The 18694-nt window shown below is 63.2% G+C and carries 15 protein-coding genes and 4 tRNA genes; 18 read left to right on the plus strand and 1 reads right to left on the minus strand.

What is annotated here, in order from left to right:
• The 4 genes from lon to DESPIGER_RS05395 all read left to right on the plus strand — a co-directional run bounded on the left by lon (position 1) and on the right by DESPIGER_RS05395 (position 6304).
• Positions 1-2508 carry an endopeptidase La gene (lon, locus tag DESPIGER_RS05380; RefSeq protein ID WP_072334060.1) on the plus strand — a complete coding sequence of 836 codons (2508 nt, stop codon included), beginning with the start codon at positions 1-3 and terminating at the stop codon, positions 2506-2508.
• A gap of 101 nt (positions 2509-2609) precedes the next feature.
• Complete coding sequence (gene prmC, locus DESPIGER_RS05385) at positions 2610-3458, plus strand: peptide chain release factor N(5)-glutamine methyltransferase (RefSeq protein WP_072334063.1); 849 nt, start codon at positions 2610-2612, stop codon at positions 3456-3458.
• Positions 3459-3803: 345 nt separating this feature from the next.
• Positions 3804-4268, plus strand: a complete 465-nt coding sequence (locus tag DESPIGER_RS05390) for a hypothetical protein (RefSeq protein ID WP_072334066.1) — start codon at positions 3804-3806, stop codon at positions 4266-4268.
• Between the two features lie 674 nt (positions 4269-4942).
• Positions 4943-6304, plus strand: a complete 1362-nt coding sequence (locus tag DESPIGER_RS05395) for an alanine/glycine:cation symporter family protein (protein ID WP_072334069.1) — start codon at positions 4943-4945, stop codon at positions 6302-6304.
• A gap of 180 nt (positions 6305-6484) precedes the next feature.
• Here the strand turns inward: DESPIGER_RS05395 and DESPIGER_RS05400 are convergent.
• A tRNA-Thr gene (locus DESPIGER_RS05400) sits at positions 6485-6560 on the minus strand.
• 258 nt (positions 6561-6818) lie between these two features.
• On the opposite strand from DESPIGER_RS05400, the gene DESPIGER_RS05405 reads away from it, so the two are divergent.
• From DESPIGER_RS05405 to rpoB, 14 genes are all read left to right on the plus strand, one after another.
• Positions 6819-7190 carry a hypothetical protein gene (locus DESPIGER_RS05405; protein WP_072334072.1) on the plus strand — a complete coding sequence of 124 codons (372 nt, stop codon included), beginning with the start codon at positions 6819-6821 and terminating at the stop codon, positions 7188-7190.
• 2 nt (positions 7191-7192) lie between these two features.
• Positions 7193-8473, plus strand: a complete 1281-nt coding sequence (locus tag DESPIGER_RS05410; protein ID WP_072334074.1) for a PqqD family protein — start codon at positions 7193-7195, stop codon at positions 8471-8473.
• A 232-nt stretch (positions 8474-8705) separates the two neighbouring features.
• Positions 8706-8791 (plus strand) — tRNA-Tyr (locus DESPIGER_RS05415).
• 143 nt (positions 8792-8934) lie between these two features.
• Positions 8935-9010, plus strand: a tRNA-Gly gene (locus DESPIGER_RS05420).
• Positions 9011-9183: 173 nt separating this feature from the next.
• On the plus strand, positions 9184-10377 hold the full coding sequence (gene tuf, locus DESPIGER_RS05425; RefSeq protein ID WP_072334077.1) for an elongation factor Tu: 1194 nt from the start codon (positions 9184-9186) through the stop codon (positions 10375-10377).
• Between the two features lie 4 nt (positions 10378-10381).
• The gene (gene rpmG / locus DESPIGER_RS05430; RefSeq protein WP_072334080.1) at positions 10382-10531 is read left to right on the plus strand and encodes a 50S ribosomal protein L33; all 150 of its coding nucleotides are present in this window, start codon (positions 10382-10384) and stop codon (positions 10529-10531) included.
• Positions 10532-10575: 44 nt separating this feature from the next.
• A tRNA-Trp gene (locus tag DESPIGER_RS05435) sits at positions 10576-10652 on the plus strand.
• 23 nt (positions 10653-10675) lie between these two features.
• Positions 10676-10912 carry a preprotein translocase subunit SecE gene (gene secE, locus DESPIGER_RS05440; protein ID WP_072334083.1) on the plus strand — a complete coding sequence of 79 codons (237 nt, stop codon included), beginning with the start codon at positions 10676-10678 and terminating at the stop codon, positions 10910-10912.
• 8 nt (positions 10913-10920) lie between these two features.
• Positions 10921-11496, plus strand: a complete 576-nt coding sequence (gene nusG, locus DESPIGER_RS05445) for a transcription termination/antitermination protein NusG (RefSeq protein ID WP_072334086.1) — start codon at positions 10921-10923, stop codon at positions 11494-11496.
• Between the two features lie 50 nt (positions 11497-11546).
• Positions 11547-11969: a 50S ribosomal protein L11 gene (rplK, locus tag DESPIGER_RS05450; RefSeq protein WP_006003616.1), complete on the plus strand. Its 423-nt coding sequence runs from the start codon at positions 11547-11549 to the stop codon at positions 11967-11969.
• A gap of 109 nt (positions 11970-12078) precedes the next feature.
• Complete coding sequence (gene rplA, locus DESPIGER_RS05455) at positions 12079-12786, plus strand: 50S ribosomal protein L1 (protein ID WP_072334089.1); 708 nt, start codon at positions 12079-12081, stop codon at positions 12784-12786.
• 186 nt (positions 12787-12972) lie between these two features.
• Positions 12973-13497 (plus strand): 50S ribosomal protein L10, encoded by a 525-nt coding sequence (gene rplJ / locus DESPIGER_RS05460; protein ID WP_072334092.1) that lies wholly within the window; start codon positions 12973-12975, stop codon positions 13495-13497.
• Positions 13498-13557: 60 nt separating this feature from the next.
• The gene (gene rplL / locus DESPIGER_RS05465) at positions 13558-13944 is read left to right on the plus strand and encodes a 50S ribosomal protein L7/L12 (RefSeq protein ID WP_006003610.1); all 387 of its coding nucleotides are present in this window, start codon (positions 13558-13560) and stop codon (positions 13942-13944) included.
• Positions 13945-14553: 609 nt separating this feature from the next.
• Positions 14554-18690: a DNA-directed RNA polymerase subunit beta gene (gene rpoB / locus DESPIGER_RS05470; protein ID WP_072334095.1), complete on the plus strand. Its 4137-nt coding sequence runs from the start codon at positions 14554-14556 to the stop codon at positions 18688-18690.
• Positions 18691-18694 lie beyond the last annotated feature (4 nt).

An 18694-nucleotide genomic window follows, 5' to 3' on the forward strand; every position in this document is an offset into this window, starting at 1 on the left:
ATGTCTGATCAGAAAAAGAACGACCATCCGCTGGAAGACATGCTGTCCCAGTTGCAGGATGCCCTGAGCCAGGCGACGGAAGCCGCCGGCCGGGACCAGGGGACCACCGGCGACGAACAGGCAGCGGCCCCCGGCGAACAGCAGATCTCCGACCTGCTGCCGGTGCTGCCCGTTCGGGATGTCGTAGTGTTCAACTACATGATCCTGCCGCTGTTCATCGGTCGCGAAAAATCCGTCAAGGCCGTGGAGGCCGCCCTCAAGAAGGGACGCCATCTGCTGGTCTGCACCCAGAAGGAAGAATCCACCGAAGATCCCGGCCCCAATGACCTCTACACCGCCGGTACGGTGGTGCAGGTCATGCGCATGCTCAAGATGCCCGACGGCCGCATCAAGATCCTGGTGCAGGGCGCCAGCCGCGCCCGGGTGGAGGGCTACCACCGCGTGGAACCCTATCTGGAGGCCCGCATCACCGTCCTGCAGGAAGAGACGCCCCCGCGCGATGCCAAGATAGAAGCCCTGCTGCGCTCCGCCCGCGAACAGAGCGAAAAGGTGCTCCAGCTGCGCGGCGTGGCCTCCCCGGACATCCTGGCCGTGCTCCAGGGCGTGGACGAGCCGGGCCGTCTGGCCGACCTCATCGCCGCCAACCTGCGCATGAAGACCGCCGATGCCCAGCGCATCCTCGAAGCCGTGAACCCCGTGGAACGCCTGATGCTGGTCAACATCCAGCTCGAACGCGAGGTGGAAGTGGCCACCATGCAGGCCCACATCCAGAGCACGGCCCGCGAAGGCATGGACAAGGCGCAGAAGGAATACTTCCTGCGCGAACAGATCAAGGCCATCCGCCACGAGCTGGGCGACGCGGCCTCCGAAGGCGAAGAAGAGCTGGACGAGCTGCGCAAGGCCCTGGACAAGGCCGGCCTGCCCAAAGAGGTGCGCAAGGAAGCCGACAAGCAGTTGCGCCGCCTGTCCGGCATGCACGCCGACTCCTCCGAGGCCAACGTGGTGCGCACCTATCTGGACTGGCTGGTGGAACTGCCGTGGAAGAAGCTTTCCCGCGACCGCCTGGACATCGCCCATGCCAAGGCCATCCTGGACGAGGACCATTACGGTCTGGACAAGATCAAGGACCGCATCCTGGAATTCCTCAGCGTGCGCAAGCTCAATCCCCAGTCCAAGGGCCCCATCCTCTGCTTCGCCGGCCCTCCAGGCGTGGGCAAGACCTCGCTGGGCCGCTCCATCGCCCGGGCCCTGGGCCGTCATTTCCAGCGCCTGTCCCTGGGCGGCATGCATGACGAGGCCGAGATCCGCGGCCACCGCCGCACCTATATCGGCGCCATGCCCGGCCGCATCATCCAGGCCATCAAGCAGGCCGGGACCCGCAACCCGGTCATCGTGCTGGACGAGGTGGACAAGCTGGGCTCCGATTTCCGGGGCGATCCCTCGTCCGCCCTGCTGGAAGTGCTGGACCCCGAACAGAACCACACCTTCAGCGACCACTACCTGAACGTGCCCTTCGATCTTTCCAGGGTCATGTTCCTGTGCACGGCCAACCATCTGGAGACCATCCCGGCCCCCCTGCGCGACCGCATGGAGGTCATCAGCCTGCCCGGCTACACCATGCAGGAAAAGGTGGAGATCGCCAAACGTCACCTGCTGCCCAAGAAGGTGGCGGAGAACGGCCTGCAGGCGGGGGACGTGGTCATGGACGACACCGCCATCACCACCGTCATCCGCGGCTATACCCGCGAAGCCGGGCTGCGCAATCTGGAGCGGGAGCTGGGCGCCATCTGCCGCAAGCTGGCCCGCCAGCGTGCCGAAGGCAAGAAGGGCAGCTTTACCGTGGACAGCGCCGCGGTGGAAAAGCTGCTGGGCGCGCCGCGCTTCATCGAGGACGAGAAGGACAAGCGCCTCATGCCCGGCATGGCCCTGGGCCTGGCCTGGACCCCGGCCGGCGGCGAGGTGCTGACCATCGAATGCGCCTGCATGAAGGGCAAGGGCAACCTGCAGCTCACGGGCCAGCTGGGCGACGTCATGAAGGAAAGCGCCCGCATCGCCATGAGCTACATCCGCAGCCGGGCCGACAGCCTGGGCATCGACGCGGACTTCAGCGACACGCAGGACATCCACATCCATGTGCCTGCCGGTGCCGTGCCCAAGGACGGCCCCTCCGCCGGTGTCACCCTGACCTCGGCCCTGATCTCGGCCCTGAGCGGCCGCATCGTGCGGGCCGATACCTGCATGACCGGCGAGATCACCCTGCAGGGCCGGGTACTGCCCGTGGGCGGCATCAAGGAAAAGATCCTGGCCGGTGTGGCACGCGGGCTCAAGCATGTCATCATCCCTGGCCAGAACGTCAAGGATCTGGAAGAGGTCCCCAAAGAACTGCTGAAAAAGATCAAGGTCCACCCCGCGCACACCTATGACGATGTGCTGGCCCTGGCCTTCGAACCTGTCAAAAAGACGGCCGCGCGCGCCAAAAAAGCCGCTCCGGCCGCGGAAACGAAATAACGCCGCTGCCGCCCCGGAAGGTGGAGACGCGGACGGCCCGGGGCGACAAGGCGTTGCCCCGGGCCTTTTTTGTGTTGCCCAGCCGCGCAGAGGACAAGGATATGACCCTTCAGGAACTGCTGACCCCGCTGATCCGTGACCTGCAGGCCGCAGGTACGGACGCTCCCGCGCTGGAGGCCCGCCTGCTGGCAGGCCATGTGCTGCGCCTGGACCGCATCGGCCTGATGCTGGCCATACCCGCCCCTGTGGCGGAGGACGCGGCCGCCGCCATCCGCGGCCTGACCGCCCGCCGCTGTACCGGAGAACCGCTGGCCCACATCACGGGGCGGCGCGAATTCTTCGGCCGGGACTTCGAGGTCAGCCCGCAGACCCTCATCCCCCGGCCGGAGACCGAACTGCTGCTGGAGATCGTGCTGCGGGAATGCGCAGGCCCCGGGGAGGTGCGCTTTGCGGATCTGGGCACGGGCACGGGCTGCATCGGCATCACGCTGGCCCTGGAGCTGCCGCACAGCCGGGGCCTGCTGCTGGAATACAGTGCCGGGGCCCTGCCCGTGGCGGCCCGCAACATCCGCAGCCTGCACGCCGCGGACCGTCTGGCCCTGGTGCGGGGGGACATGTTCATGCCGCCGCTCATGCCGCGCGGGCTGGACGTGCTGGTCAGCAACCCGCCCTACATCGCCGCCGCGGAAGAAGGCGAGGTCATGGCGGAAGTCCTGCGCCACGAACCGCACAGCGCGCTCTTTTCCGGGCAGGACGGTCTGCGGCACCTGCGGGCCGTCATCCGCGCCGGGCGGCAGGCCCTGAAACCGGGCGGCCTCATCGTCATGGAACACGGCTACCGCCAGGGCGGGGCCGTGCGCCGCCTGCTGGCGGAAGCCGGTTACCGTGCGCCCCGCACCGAGCAGGATCTGGCCGGGCTGGACCGCTGCACCTGGGCCCGCCGGGCCTGATCCGCCGGGAGGAAAATCCGTAAGGGCGGCGGACGCCCTGTCGGTTCGCACCGGCGGGAACGGCCCGGGGGCTGCCTTCCGCTCCCCCTGCGGCACACGCCATCGTGGACGCGGACAGGCCCTGCGATCTGTGCCGCCCGTGAGCTGCGTCCATCTTTATAACATTTTTCCACCTCCGCTCCCCGCAGCGGCCTGTACGGGAAGGACGGGACCAGCCTTCCGTCCCGCCGCATATTCCGCCGGGCACGCCGCACGCCCCAAGGCCGGACACGGGCGAAAAAATTCCCTTCTTCCCGGCTAGGCCCGGAAGACACTCTTTGCTATAGCAAGGCAACGGTGTTCGTCATGGGAAGATACGCAGACCCCACGGAAAAAGCCATCCGCTGCCCGCTCAAGGGGCATCAGCGGCCCCTGCTGGCCTGTCTGGCCTGCCGGCATTTCCCCTGTCGCGCCATGACGGAAGAACGGCTGGCCCTGCTGCGCACGTCGCCCTTTGTCCAGCTGGACACGAAAAACTCCAAACTGCTGCCACGGAGGCACGTCATGTATATTTTCAGGATGACTTCTGGAGAACTGCGGGACGCTCCCGACGATTTCAGCCCCGATGCCCCGGATTTCGACCAGCTGGCCGATGTGGAAGAAGTGCTGGTCATCGGCAAGGTGCTGGTCAAGCAGCTGCGCCTGGTGGCCAAGCCCCGGGAGGAGCGCGACCGCATCCGCGAACAGCTCTCCACGCCCGACCTGCCCGAGGAAGTGGAAGAAGAAAAGCCCCGCCGCAGACGCCGCAGCAGCGTCCGTGACGAGGACTGATGCCTTTGGGGGACGGCCATCCGCGCGGTCCCTTTTTTGTTTTCCCCTTCCGGGGCCGGATCCCTGCCCCTTCCGGCGTCATTGCCTGGCGCGGGGCTGCGCTGCCCTGCCTGCCCTTCCGCTCCGGCCATGTCTTTTTTGCGGCGCCCGCCGCCGCTGCTCCCGCCCCGTATCGCCCGCCCTCTCCGTGCGCGCTGCGCCCTGCCCCTGACGGGCGGGCACATCCTCCTCTGCCGCCTGGCCGTCCCGCCCTCCCCCTGCCTGACCGGCAGGCGGCGGGTATCGGTGACAGCGGCCCGCCGGGAGTTGAGAAATCCTTCCCAATCAATTCCGGCATGGACATTTTTCCCGTTACGATTTAATGTCATAGATGCATGGATAAATTGCCGACAACCATGACGGGGAAGGTACGGCGGCGCCGCCGTACCGGACAGGCGGCAGTCTCCTCCTTCCATGCCCATCCCCTCCGGGACGGGACCCGGGCAGGATGCGGAGGGGAGACTGTTTTTTTGCGACGGTATGGATGCAGCCTGTTCACTCATGCGTGAATCCCGCACGGCTGCCGGATGTGCAACACCATCACTTCATATTCGACATGCCTTGCCAGACGACGGACGGACACAGGGCTCCTCTTGCCGGATGACATGCAGGCCGGATAGCCTGAGGGGGAAACCATGGAAGAATTGACGAAACTTGTCTCCAACATCAACAGCTTCATCTGGGGCATGTACTGCCTTATCCCGCTGCTGTGTGGTGTGGGCATATACTTCACCATCCGGCTGCGGTTCATCCAGGTCCGCAAATTCGGACAGGCCGTGCGCATGCTCTTCGGTGACCTTTCCCTGAAGGGCAAGCGCGCCGACAAGCACGGCATGAGCTCCTTCCAGTCCGTGGCCACCGCCATCGCCGCCCAGGTGGGCACCGGCAACCTGGCCGGTGCGGCCACCGCCATCGCCATGGGCGGGCCCGGCGCCATCTTCTGGATGTGGATCGCCGCCTTCTTCGGCATGGCCACCATCTTTGCCGAAGCCGTGCTGGCCCAGGTCTACCGCACCCGCGACGACGCCGGCCACATCACCGGCGGCCCCGCCTACTACATCTCCAACGGTCTCGGCAGCCACAAGCTGGCCGTGTTCTTCTCCGTGTCCATCATCATCGCCCTGGGCTGCATCGGCAACATGGTGCAGTCCAACTCCATCGCCGATGCCTTCAGGACCGCCTTTGACGTGCCGCCCCTGGTCATGGGCGTGATCATCGCCGCCTGCGGCGCCTTCGTCTTCTTCGGCGGCATCGGCCGCATCGCTGCCGTGACCGAAAAGATGGTGCCCCTCATGGCCCTGCTCTATGTCATCGGCGGCCTGTTCGTGGTCCTCAGCAATGCCGACCAGATCATCCCCGCCTTCAAGATGATCTTCGTGGGCGCCTTCGATCCTTCGGCCGCCACCGGCGGCATCATTGGTGCCGGTGTCAAGGAGGCCATCCGTTACGGCGTGGCCCGCGGCCTGTTCTCCAATGAAGCCGGCATGGGCTCCACCCCCCATGCCCACGCCGTGGCCAAGGTGAAGTATCCTGCCCAGCAGGGCCTGATGGGCATCGTCAGCGTGTTCATCGATACCTTCATCGTGCTCAACATGACCGCTCTGGTCATCTTCGTCACCGGCGCCCTGGACGGCACCACCACCGGCATCGCCCTGACCCAGAAGGCCTTCTCCACCGGTCTGGGGGCCTTCGGCATCAAGTTCGTGGCCATCTGCCTGCTCTTCTTCGCCTTCTCCACCATCGTGGGCTGGTACTTCTTCGGTGAGCAGAACGTCAAGTACCTGTTCGGGACCCGCGGCGTGACCCCCTACCGCCTGGTGGTGATGTGCTTCATCGTCATGGGTTCCCTGCTGCAGGTGAACCTGGTGTGGGAACTGGCCGACATGTTCAACGGCCTCATGGCCTTCCCCAACCTTATCGCCCTCATCGGCCTGGCCAAGGTCGTGAGCAAGGCCCTGGACGAATTCGAGCAGGCCAACCTGGCCGAAAACAAGTAGATGTGAACACCATCTGAAGCCCGAAGTCCCCTGCCCGTCCCGGACAGGGGACTTTTTCCATGCCCCCGGCACCTCACGGGCTGCCGCCGGGCCCGGCAGCAAACCAAGCACACAGGCCCCGAGGAACCCCGAACAAAAAAGCCCTCACGGAAATTTCCGTGAGGGCTTTTTGCTTTTTCCTGGAGCTGGTGAAGGGACTTGAACCCATAACCTGCAGATTACAAATCAGCTGCTCTACCGATTGAGCCACACCAGCATCTCTCCACTTTTAGATGAATCCTGACCGCTTGGCAAGGCCTTTCACCGCAGGGGCCGCCCCGGGCAGCAGCGGCATCATCCCTGTGCATGTGCCGTCCTCCTGCCCCTTTTTCCCCGGCGCCCTCAGGACCGCATCTGCCTCGCGGGGCTGCCCCTTGGCAAGCCCTCGCTTTACTGGCACTATGCCTGGAAGAATCGTGCATCGACCGTTTTCCCGACGACGTTTACCCGGCCCGTTCCCGGGCAGGAGGGCATTATGAAGACAGCACCGTCCGCCCCTTCCGAAGACAGGCTCCGCAGCAGGCGCCGCGCGCTCCTGGCCGGTCTGGCCGCCACGGGCCTGATCTACGCGACACCGGTCCTGCTCTGCGTCAATGAGGCCGAGGCCCATTCCCGGCCCTCGCACCGCCGGCGCAGCCGGTACAGCCACGGCAGCCGGTATTCCCGCCGCAGCCGATACTCCAGGCGCAGCCGCCGCAGCCGTCCCTCGCGGAACTATGATTACCATGACCGCTATGATGACCGTTACGACGGCCGCTATGACGAGGGCTGGCGACGCGAGGCCGGGGACCGCCTGCGCGACACCTTCCAGGACACGCTGGGAGGAGGCTTCCGGCCGGACCGCTAGGCATGACCTGCCGGGACATCTTTTTCGCCGGTGTGCCGGGGGCCGTGCGCCTGCACGACTGCGAGGGACTGTTGCCCGCTCTGGGCGAATTTTTCCGTTTCTGGCCGCATGCCCCGCAGCCTGAAGGGCTCCCCGCCATCCCCGGCACGCCTCCGTCCGCCCGGCGCGGGCCCAGGCCGCTGCTGGCGATATTTCCGCAGGGGCGGGGCTACCGCCTGCGCTCTCCCTGGCTGCCCGCTCCCCGCCACGAGCCGTCCGGGGCCTGCCTGCTGTGCAGTCTGGCCATAGAGCTGGCGGCCGCCTGCTGCCACGCCTGCCCCGGTCTGGCGTCCCTCCATGCCGCGGCCGTACGCCTGCACGGCCGCACCCTGCTTTTCTGCGGTGACAACCGCGCCGGCAAGAGCACGCTGGTCGCCCGCCTCATGGCCGATACGGCACGAGGCCTCGGTGACGACATGCTGGCCCTCCATCAGGGCAGGGTCTTCTCCTTCGGCGTGCCTCCCCGGCTGCGCCTGCCCCTGCCCGCCTCTCCCGTCCTGCGCCGCTTCGCTGCCGCCTTTCCGGGCATACGGGACCGCCACTACGGCTACCTGGCGACAGGCCCGGACAGACTGGCCCCCTGGGGGGAAAGGAACCGCCCGGACGCCGTGATCCTGCTGGAACGCACGCCCCGCAGCCGGGCCGCCCTGCTGCCCGCGCCTGCCGCCACCGGCATGGACAGCGTGCTGGCCCGTTTCCTGATCCCTGGCGGCGGCGCACCGGGGATCCTCGGGCTGGGCACACAGCTGCTGGATTCCCTGCCCTGCCGCATCCTCCGCTATGATGACCTGGACGAGGCCGCAGGGCTCGTGGCGCAGCAGGCCCTCCTGCTGCCGCCGGCCGCGCCCCTGGCCGACGCCCCGCCCCCGATGCCGGAACGCCCCATCCCCGAAGGCCGGCCCCCTTCCCTCCCTCCGCGGGAGGACGACGGGGACAGCAGCACGCTGTGGCGGCAGCGGCCGGGCCTGGCCTGCCGGCAGGCCGGACAAAGCCTTTTCCTCAGTGACGGCCCCGGCAACCGCATCTTCCGGCTCGACGGCACCGGGGCCGCGGTCTGGCATCTGCTGGCCTCACCGCTTTCGCGGGACGAGGCCGCCTCCCTGCTGGCCGAGACCTTCCCCCGCGTCCCTGAAGGACGCATCCGGCACGAGCTCCACCAGCTTTTCCGGGCCCTTTCCGAGGCCCGCCTGATCGAAAAAGTCGCTGACAGGCCCGGGGGCAGGCAGGAAAGGCGTTCGCAATGAAAAGGCAATATATTGATATTGTTTATTTTTTATTTTCAGAAGAAAAAAAATCGAAAAAACACGAAAAAGTGCTTGCCAAAGGGGCCGGTTTTCCGTAAACACATCCTTGCTGCTGACGAATGCCTCACGAAAGCGAAAGCCGGACGGGGCAGCAGGGCACCGGAAAACAACGCCGGACAAGCCCACGCCAGACTGAAAATCTTGCAAGCCGACATCGCTTGCAACTCAGAGTGGAGGGGTTCCCGAGTGGCCAAAGGGAACAGACTGTAAATCTGTCGTCGTAAGACTTCGGTGGTTCAAATCCACCCCCCTCCACCACTTCTGAACAAGAAGTGTGGCACATGCTAACAACTGCCTTGGCTGTAGGAGACAGGTTGACTGTCGGGAACTACGGTGCAGTACCGGGCATGCCGATGCCCGGGGGTCAGCAAGGCTGGCCTGCGACAACGCGCCTCGAAAGTGCGGGAATAGCTCAACGGCTAGAGCATCAGCCTTCCAAGCTGAGGGTTGCGGGTTCGAATCCCGTTTCCCGCTCCATTCCTGCATTTTTCCCTTCCAGTCATCCTTTTTCCTGTCAAAGCACGTTCCCTGGGCAACAACACAGGGACTTATGCGGGCAGTGGCAAGAAACCGGGAGCAGGCGTTCGAAACCATGCTCAAGGTTGAAAGTACAGTAACCGCAACAAATTTTATCCTCAGGGAGACGTACAATGGGCAAGGAAAAATACGAACGCAAAAAGCCCCACGTTAACATCGGTACCATCGGCCACATCGACCATGGCAAGACCACGCTGACCGCCGCCATCACCAAGATCGCCGGTCTGAAGGGCGAAGGCAGCTTCGTTTCTTACGACGAGATCGACAAGGCTCCCGAAGAAAAGGAACGCGGCATCACCATCGCCACCGCCCACGTGGAATATGAAACCGACAAGCGTCACTACGCTCACGTGGACTGCCCCGGCCACGCCGACTACATCAAGAACATGATCACCGGCGCCGCCCAGATGGACGGCGGCATCCTGGTGGTGGCCGCCACCGACGGCCCCATGCCCCAGACCCGTGAGCACATCCTGCTCGCCCGTCAGGTGGGTGTGCCCCAGCTGGTCGTGTTCCTGAACAAGTGCGACCTGGTGGACGACGAAGAACTGCTGGAACTGGTGGAACTGGAAGTGCGCGAACTGCTGTCTTCCTACGACTTCCCCGGTGATGACGTGCCCGTCATCCGCGGCTCCGCCCTGAAGGCCCTGGAATGCGAAAGCGCCGACGCCCCTGAAGCCAAGTGCATCATCGACCTGCTGCAGGCCTGCGACGACTTCATCCCCGATCCCGAACGCGACATCGACAAGCCCTTCCTGATGCCCATTGAAGACGTGTTCTCCATCTCCGGCCGCGGCACCGTGGTCACCGGTCGTGTGGAACGCGGCGTCATCAAGGTCGGCGATGTGGTGGAAATCGTGGGTATCAAGCCCACCGCCCAGACCACCTGCACCGGCGTGGAAATGTTCCGCAAGCTGCTGGATCAGGGCCAGGCCGGCGACAACATCGGCGTGCTGCTGCGCGGCACCAAGCGTGACGAAGTGGAACGCGGCCAGGTGCTCGCTGCTCCCAAGTCCATCACGCCCCACAAGAAGTTCAAGGCTGAAGTGTACGTCCTGTCCAAGGAAGAAGGTGGCCGTCACACCCCGTTCTTCTCCGGCTATCGTCCTCAGTTCTACTTCCGCACCACTGACATCACTGGCGTGATCAACCTGCCCGAAGGCGTGGAAATGGTCATGCCCGGCGACAACAGCCAGTTCCTGGTGGAACTGATCGCCCCCATCGCCATGGAAGCCGGCCTGCGCTTCGCCATCCGTGAAGGTGGCCGCACCGTGGGCTCCGGCGTGGTGACCGAAATCATCGAGTAGTACCATGAGAGTGAACATCATCCTTGCCTGCACTGAGTGCAAGCGTCGCAACTACAGCACCCGGAAGAACAAGAAGAACACCACCGGGCGTCTGGAAATGAAAAAATATTGTCCCTGGGACAAGAAGCACACGCTTCACAGAGAAACCAGGTAACAATACTTCCGCCGGGGGGAGTCCCCTCCCCCCGGACGGTACGCAGGGCAGTAGCTCTAACGGCTAGAGCGGCGGTCTCCAAAACCGCAAGTTGGGGGTTCGAATCCCTCCTGCCCTGCCATTTTTTATCTTGTGGGAAGCACCATGGTAAAGAAATCCGCGCAAGCCGACTCCAAGACCGAACAGACCCCCAACCCCATCTCCCGTCTGGCGCAATATATCGAAGATTCTCGCGGCGAACTGCGTAAGGTTACGTGGCCCACGCTCAAGGAAACGCGCAAAGCGACGTTCGCGGTTCTGGGCTTTGTTGCCGTCATGGCGGTCGTGCTCGGCCTCGTGGATCTGGGGCTTTCGGCCATCATCAAGAGCATCCTCTCCTGAAGGCACATATGAACACTCCCGTTATCGACGAGAACTCCGAACTGGGGAAGAAGTCTCGCTGGTATATCGTGCACACCTACTCCGGTTTTGAGCAGCGCGTGCAGAAGACCATCAAGGCGATGATGGATTCCGGCGAGGACAATGGCCTCATCCAGGAAGTGGTCGTGCCTACCGAAAAGGTCATCGAACCTTCCAAGAACGGTTCGCAGCCTCGCACCACTACCCGCAAATTCTACCCCGGCTATGTGATGATCCGCATGATTATGACGGATCTTTCCTGCCATCTGGTGCAGTCCATCCCCAAGGTCACCGGTTTTGTGGGGGGGAAAAACCGCCCCACTCCCATGAGCGAAAGCGATGCCGCGCGCATCCTCTCGCTGATGGAAAGTCGCCAGGAGACCCCCCGGCCCAAGTTCAACTTCGAACGCGGCGACGACGTTCGGGTTATCGAGGGCCCCTTCGAGGGCTTCAATGGCGTCGTGGACGATGTCAACTACGAAAAGGGCAAGCTGCGCGTGTCCGTTTCCATCTTCGGAAGACAGACCCCGGTGGAACTGGATTTCGTGCAGGTTTCCAAGGGCTAGCATCGGAGCAGCGCCGCAGGGCGCTGTTCCAGTCATAAGGATAGAACATCATGGCCAAAAAAGAAGTTGCCAAAATCAAACTGCAGATCCCGGCCGGCGCCGCCAACCCCTCCCCGCCGGTGGGTCCCGCCCTGGGTCAGCATGGCCTGAACATCATGGGCTTCTGCAAGGAATTCAATGCCCGTACCCAGGACCAGAAGGGCATGATCATCCCTGTGGTCATCACGGTCTACGCTGACCGCTCCTTCACCTTCATCACCAAGACCCCCCCGGCCGCGGTGCTGATCATGAAGGCCGCCAAGATCGAAAAGGGCTCCGGTGAACCCAACCGTAACAAGGTCGGCAGCCTGACCATGGCCCAGGTGGAAGAAATCGCCAAGCTGAAGCTGCCCGATCTCAACGCCGCCACCCTTGAGTCCGCTGTGAAGTCCATCGCCGGCACCGCCCGCAGCATGGGCATCGAAATCAAGTAGGGACCGGTTTACCGGATGACGGCAGCCTGGCTGCCCCTCGTTGATCAATTGTACTGCCAGACCTGGAGCAGTCCATGTGTGGCAGGAGATAAAACGAAAGGATAAAGACATGCCCAAGCATGGCAAAAATTTCCGTAAAGCTCTCGAAGGCGTGAACCTGCAGGAACGCCTGAGCGTTGAAGACGCTGTGAGCAAATCCCTGGGCGCTTCCTTCGCCAAGTTCGACGAAACCGTCGACGTGGCCATCCGCCTGGGTGTTGACCCCAAGTACTCCGACCAGATGGTGCGCGGCGCCGTGACCCTGCCCCACGGCCTGGGCAAGACCGTCCGCGTGGCCGTTTTCTGCAAGGGTGAAAAGCAGGCCGAAGCCACCGCCGCCGGCGCCGACTTCGTGGGTGCCGAAGACCTGGTGGCCAAGATCAAGGAAGGCTGGCTGGACTTCGACGCCGCCGTGGCCACCCCTGACGTCATGGCCCTGGTGGGCCAGATCGGCCGTCTGCTCGGCCCCCGCGGCCTGATGCCCAACGCCAAGACCGGTTCCGTCACCTTCGACGTGACCAAGGCCGTCAACGAACTGAAGGCCGGGCGCGTGGACTTCAAGGTCGACAAGGCCGGTGTTCTGCACGCTCCTCTGGGCAAGGTTTCCTTCGGTCCCGAAAAGATCCTGGGCAACCTCAAGGCCCTGCTGGAAACCGTGAATCGTCTGAAGCCCTCCGGCGCCAAGGGCACCTACATGCTCTCCATGGCGGTATCCACCACCATGGGCCCCGGCTTCAAGATCGACATGTCCCAGGTGAAAAAATTCCTGGAAGGCTAAGCCCGTTTTTTAGTTGACATCGTGCGGGGATTGCAGTAATAGCAATCCCCGCATTTGATTTACTGGCTAAGGCAAGGGAATTCGAGTCGAAGACGGCAGGCAGGCCGCATGGCCTTTAATTTACCTGTCCAGACTTATCTTTGGCTCGGCATTCCACCCGGCAACCCCGAACGTGAGAGGTATCACGTGACCAGGTCTGAAAAAGCAGCCGTCATCGAAGCGATCAAAGCCAATGCTGAACGCGCTTCCTTTGCGGTGCTGACCGAGTTCAAGGGCATGACGGTGGAAGAGCTGACGAACCTCCGTGTGAACCTGCGCAAGGCTGGCGGCGAATTCTACGTCGTCAAGAACACGTTGGCCCGTATCGCTTTTACCGGTGGCACGCATGACGTTGTCAAGGACAAGTTCCATGACAACAGCGCCATTGCCCTTGGTTTCGACGACCCCGTGGCGGTGGCCAAGGCGTTGAGTGATTTCGCCAAGCAGAGCAAGCTGTTCCAGCTGCGCTGCGGCAGCCTGGAAGGCAAGGAAATGTCTGCCGAACAGGTCGAAGCCCTGGCCAAGCTGCCGTCCAAGGAACAGCTCCTTGGTCAGCTGCTCGGCACCATGAACGCCGTGCCCACCAATTTTGTTTCGCTGTTCGCCAACGTTCTCCGCGGCCTGCTCTATGCGCTCAAGGCCATCGAAGAAAAGAAGGGCGAAGCCGCCTAAGGCTTTCGCAGCAGAAAAAAGCAATCAACCAAATTTTAGCCAAAGAGCTAGGAGTTTACCATGTCCGTGACCAAAGAACAGGTTGTTGAGTTCATCTCCAACATGACCGTCCTGGAACTGTCCGAATTCATCAAGGAACTGGAAGAAAAGTTCGGCGTGTCCGCTGCCGCTCCCGCCGCTGCCATGGTGATGGCCGCCCCCGCTGACGGTGGCGCCGCTGCCGCCGCCGAAGAAAAGACCGAATTCGACGTCATCCTGAAGGAAGCCGGCGCCAACAAGATCGGCGTCATCAAGGTCGTGCGCGCTCTGACCAGCCTGGGCCTGAAGGAAGCCAAGGAAAAGGTCGACGGCTGCCCCTCCACCCTGAAGGAAGGCGTGAGCAAGGAAGAAGCCGAAGAAGCCAAGAAGCAGCTGACCGAAGCCGGCGCTGTCGTCGAAGTGAAGTAAGTTCGGTTTTTCCGATCGTTTTGAAGGCGGGGTGTGAACCCCGCCTTTTTTTGTTGCCCGTACGCCGCCTGCGGCGCACCCCGGCTGCCGCTTTTGTGTCTTTTTGGATGCCGTCTGCTTTTTTCCATTGACGCCCCGCCGTTTTCCATACACAAAAGACGGAGATGCCCTGGCAGCCCCGCCCCGCGGCGCGGCATGCCGCAGGCCCGGGCGCCTCCTGCCCCTTCCGCTCCCCTTCTGACGGGAGCTGCCGGATCGCGGAAAAAGTTCTTGCAAAAACCATGCTTCTGCGGTATCTCTCTTCGTTCCAAAACTGTTGTGGGAGAAGTATCTGGTTTTTCTGGTAGACAACACCCGACGCGCATAGCCTTTTCTTTCAAGACAAGCGGCCTCACCCCTGCCGGTAACGCGGGGAAGTGTCGTTTGTCCTTTTTGCGCGTTGTGAAAACCGGATCCCACTGAGAGATATAGATTGTACGCTTCGGATCGCGGCATGACTGGCGTTTTGGCAGTCTGTCCACAGCGGTCTGCACGGGCAGAATGCCGACCGGACGTTCCGGTGCAACGCCGGCAGCCGAAGCGCAACCGCTACCTACCTTGAGGTATCGCATGGGCCAGCTTACCAAACAGTTCGGCAAAATCAACGTTACTCTCCCCATTCCGCACCTCCTCAATCTTCAGATCGACTCCTACAGCAAGTTCCTGCAGGAAGGCGTTGCCGAAGCCGATCGGAACAAGGAGGAAGGTCTGGAAGGCGTGTTCCACACCGTCTTCCCCATCGAAGATTTCAACAAGACCGCCAGCCTGGAATTCGTCAGCTACGAAATCCGCGAGCCCAAGTACGACCAGGCCGAGTGCATCTCCAAGGGCCTGACCTACGAGGCCCCGGTGCACATCAAGGTGCGCCTGGTGGTCTATGACACCGATGAAGCCACGGGCAACCGCACCATCCGCGACATCAAGGAACAGGGCATCTACTTCGGCACCCTGCCCCTGATGACGGAAAAGGGCACGTTCATCATCAACGGCACCGAGCGCGTCATCGTCAACCAGCTGCAGCGTTCTCCCGGCATCATCTTTGAACACGACGGCGGCAAGACCCACACCAGCCGCAAGGTGCTCTATTCCTGCCGAGTCATCCCCATGCGTGGCTCCTGGCTGGACTTCGACTTCGACCACAAGGACATCCTGTATGTCCGCATCGACCGTCGCCGCAAGATGCCCGCCACCATCCTGTTCAAGGCCATGGGCATGAGCAAGATGGACATCCTGGAGTACTTCTACACCCGCGAGCACTACCTGCTGAAGCCGCACAACACCCTGATGTGGGAAGTGGAAAAGTCCCTGTACCGCAAGGACAACGCCTACTCCGACATCGTCACCGAAGACGGCACCGTGCTCATCAAGGCCGGCAAGCCCATCACCAAGCGCGGCTGGCGCCAGGTGTGTGAAGCGGGCATCAAGGCCATCGAAGTGCGTCCCGACACCCTGGACGGCATGTTCCTGGCCGAAGACGTCATCGCCCCCGGCAGCGGCGAAGTGCTGGCCGAAGCCGCCGACGAGATCACGCCCGGCCTGCTGGAGCGCATGCGCGAAGCCGGCATCGAGCGCATCGCCGTGCTGCACACCAAGGGCACCGACACCTCTTCCTCCATCCGCGACACCCTGATGCAGGACCGCATCCCCGATCAGGAAAAGGCACAGGAAGAGATCTACCGTCGTCTGCGTCCTTCCAGCCCGCCCACCGCCGAGATCGCCGCCAGCTTCTTCGACAACCTGTTCCGCAGCCCGGACTACTATGACCTGTCGCCGGTGGGCCGGTACAAGCTCAACCAGCGCCTGGGCCTGCCCGACACCGAAGATTCCCGTACCCTGACCGACAACGACATCCTCACCGCCATCAAGGTGCTGGTGCAGTTGAAGGACAGCCACGGCCCGGCCGACGATATCGACCATCTGGGCAACCGCCGCGTGCGTCTGGTGGGCGAACTGGTGGAAAACCAGTACCGCATCGGTCTGGTGCGCATGGAGCGCGCCATCAAGGAACGCATGAGCATCCAGGAGATCTCCACGCTCATGCCCCACGACCTGATCAATCCCAAGCCTGTGGCCGCGGTGCTCAAGGAATTCTTCGGCACCTCCCAGCTGTCGCAGTTCATGGACCAGACCAACTCCCTGTCCGAAGTGACCCACAAGCGCCGTCTGTCGGCCCTGGGCCCCGGCGGTCTGACCCGTGAGCGCGCCGGCTTCGAAGTGCGCGACGTGCACACCTCCCACTATGGCCGCATCTGCCCCATCGAAACGCCCGAAGGTCCCAACATCGGTCTGATCGTGTCGCTGACCACCTTCGCCAAGGTCAACGACTTCGGTTTCATCGAGACCCCGTACCGCGTGGTGCGCAATGGCCGCATGACCGACGAGATCGTGCATCTGGACGCCTCCCGCGAAGGCGACCAGGTGGTGGCCCAGGCCAACGCCCGCGTGGACGCCGACGGCAACTTCCTGGACGAGTTCGTGACCGTGCGCGTCAAGGGCGAAGTGGAAATGCGCTCCCGTGACGAGGTGACCCTCATGGACATCTCGCCCAGCCAGATGGTCTCCATCTCGGCCGCGCTCATCCCCTTCCTGGAACACGACGACGCCAACCGCGCCCTCATGGGTTCCAACATGCAGCGCCAGGCCGTGCCGCTGCTGCGCAGCGAAAAGCCCCTGGTGGGCACCGGCATGGAAATCGACGTGGCCCGCGACTCCGGCGCCTGCATCGTGGCCCAGGCCGACGGCAAGGTGGAATACGCCGACGCCGACCGCATCGTGGTCTCCTACGAAGGCGACCTGTACAAGAAACAGGGCGGCGTGCGTGCCTATGACCTGCTGAAGTTCCACAAGTCCAACCAGAACTCCTGCTTCGGCCAGAAGCCCACCTGCTACCCCGGCCAGGTGTTCAAGAAGGGCGAGATCCTCGCCGACGGTCCCGGCATCGACGAAGGCCAGCTGGCCCTGGGCAAGAACCTGGTGGTGGCCTTCATGCCCTGGTGCGGCTACAACTACGAAGACTCCATCCTCATTTCCGAACGTACCGTGAAAGAGGACATCTTCACCTCCATCCACATCGAAGAATTCGAAGTGGTGGCCCGCGACACCAAGCTCGGACCCGAAGAGATCACCCGCGACATCCCCAACGTCAGCGAAGACATGCTGCGCAACCTGGACGACAGCGGCATCATCCGCATCGGCGCGGCCGTGAAGCCCGACGACATCCTGGTCGGCAAGATCACCCCCAAGGGCGAGACCCAGCTGACCCCGGAAGAAAAGCTGTTGCGCGCCATCTTCGGCGAGAAGGCCCGCGACGTGAAGAACACCTCCCTCAAGGTGCCCCCGGGAGTGGAAGGCACGGTCATCGACGTCAAGGTGTTCAACCGCCGCTCCGGTGAGAAGGACGACCGCACCCTGGCCATCGAGGCCCACGACACCGCCGTGCTGGACCAGAAGGAAGCCGACCACATGCGCGCCCTGGGCAACCGCACCCGCCAGGTGCTGGCCCCCCATGTGCTGGGCAAGCTGACCGCCGTCAGCGTCCCCGGCAGCAAGAAGGGCGAAGTGCTGGTGGAAGCCGGTGCCGCCCTGACCCGCGAGCAGCTGGACGCCATCCCGGTGAAGAAGCTGCAGGGCCTGTTCGAGAGCAAGGAAGTCAACGACATCGTGGCCGACCAGCTCAGGGACTACGACCATCAGGTGGATTACCTGCACGCCATCTATGACTCCAAGCGCGAGAAGGTCACCGAAGGGGACGACCTGCCTCCCGGCGTCATCAAGATGGTCAAGGTCCACATCGCCATCAAGCGCAAGCTCTCGGTGGGCGACAAGATGGCCGGCCGTCACGGCAACAAGGGTGTGGTCTCCTGCATCCTGCCCGAAGAAGACATGCCCTTCTTCGCCGACGGTCGCCCCGTGGACATCGTGCTCAACCCCCTGGGCGTGCCTTCGCGTATGAACATCGGCCAGATCATGGAGACCCACCTGGGCTGGGGCGCCAAGGAACTTGGCCGCCAGCTGGCCGAACTGCTGGATTCCGGCGCGGCCCTGCAGGTGGTGCGTGACGAGGTCAAGGACGTCTTCGACTCCCCGGCCATCAGCGAGCTGGTGGACAAGATGGACGACGAGGAGTTCATCGCCTCGGTCAAGAAGCTGCGCAACGGCATCGTGACCAAGACCCCGGTCTTCGACGGCGCCACCGAAGAAGAGATCTGGGGCTGGATGGAAAAGGCCGGCAAGGACAGCGACGGTAAGACCATCCTGTACGACGGCCGCACCGGCGTGCCCTTCAAGAACCGCGTGACCACCGGTGTCATGTACATCCTGAAGCTGCACCACCTGGTCGACGAAAAGATCCACGCCCGTTCCACCGGCCCCTACAGCCTGGTCACCCAGCAGCCGCTGGGCGGCAAGGCGCAGTTCGGTGGCCAGCGTCTGGGCGAAATGGAAGTCTGGGCTCTGGAAGCCTACGGCGCCGCCTATCTCCTGCAGGAATTCCTCACCGTCAAGTCCGACGACGTGACCGGACGTGTGAAGATGTACGAGAAGATCGTCAAGGGCGACAACTTCCTGGAAGCCGGTCTGCCCGAATCCTTCAACGTTCTGGTCAAGGAACTCATGAGCCTGGGCCTCGACGTGACCCTGCATCAGGAAGACGGCAAGAAAAAGCCCAAGCGTATCGGCTTCATGCGCGACCAGGAACCCGAGGAATAGTTCA

It is taken from the genome of Desulfovibrio piger, from assembly GCF_900116045.1.
GTDB classification, from domain to species: Bacteria; Desulfobacterota; Desulfovibrionia; order Desulfovibrionales; family Desulfovibrionaceae; genus Desulfovibrio; species Desulfovibrio piger_A.